The sequence below is a fragment of the Streptomyces sp. CHD11 genome (assembly GCF_018638295.1).
Classification (GTDB): Bacteria; Actinomycetota; Actinomycetes; order Streptomycetales; family Streptomycetaceae; genus Streptomyces.
Map to the genome: position 1 here is coordinate 1 of NZ_JABTTS010000103.1, position 402 is coordinate 402.

1 protein-coding gene is annotated in these 402 nt (G+C 73.9%); it reads left to right on the forward strand.

Going from position 1 to position 402, the window contains the following annotated elements; genetic code table 11:
• Positions 1-402, forward strand: a 402-nt coding sequence (locus tag HTV45_RS33345; RefSeq protein WP_215209619.1) for a thioredoxin domain-containing protein, incomplete at both ends; no start/stop codon positions are given.

Below are 402 nucleotides of genomic sequence, written 5' to 3' on the forward strand. Positions count from 1 at the left end.
CACCGGCTCACGGTCCACCTCGACCTGCGCTGCCCGTTCTGCAAGCGGATGGAGAACGGGCTGGGCACGATCATGACCGACGCCGCCGACCAGGGGCGGTTCACCCTGCACTACCGGTTCGCGACGGTCATCGACGCCGGGGCGGGCGGCAGCGGCTCGCTCACCGGGCTGAGCGCGCTCGGCGCGGCCGCCGACGAGGGGCAGCAGCAGTTCGCCCAGTACCTGCACGTGCTCTTCGCCGAGCAGCCGGCCGAGGAGGTGGACGCCTTCGCCGACACCGGCACCCTGCTCACCCTGGCCGGGGAGGTCGACGGGCTGCGCGGCGAGGAGTTCGACCGCAAGGTCCGCGAGGGCACGTACCTGCCGTGGGCCCGGGAGGTCTCGGCGGCGTTCGAGGCCGGC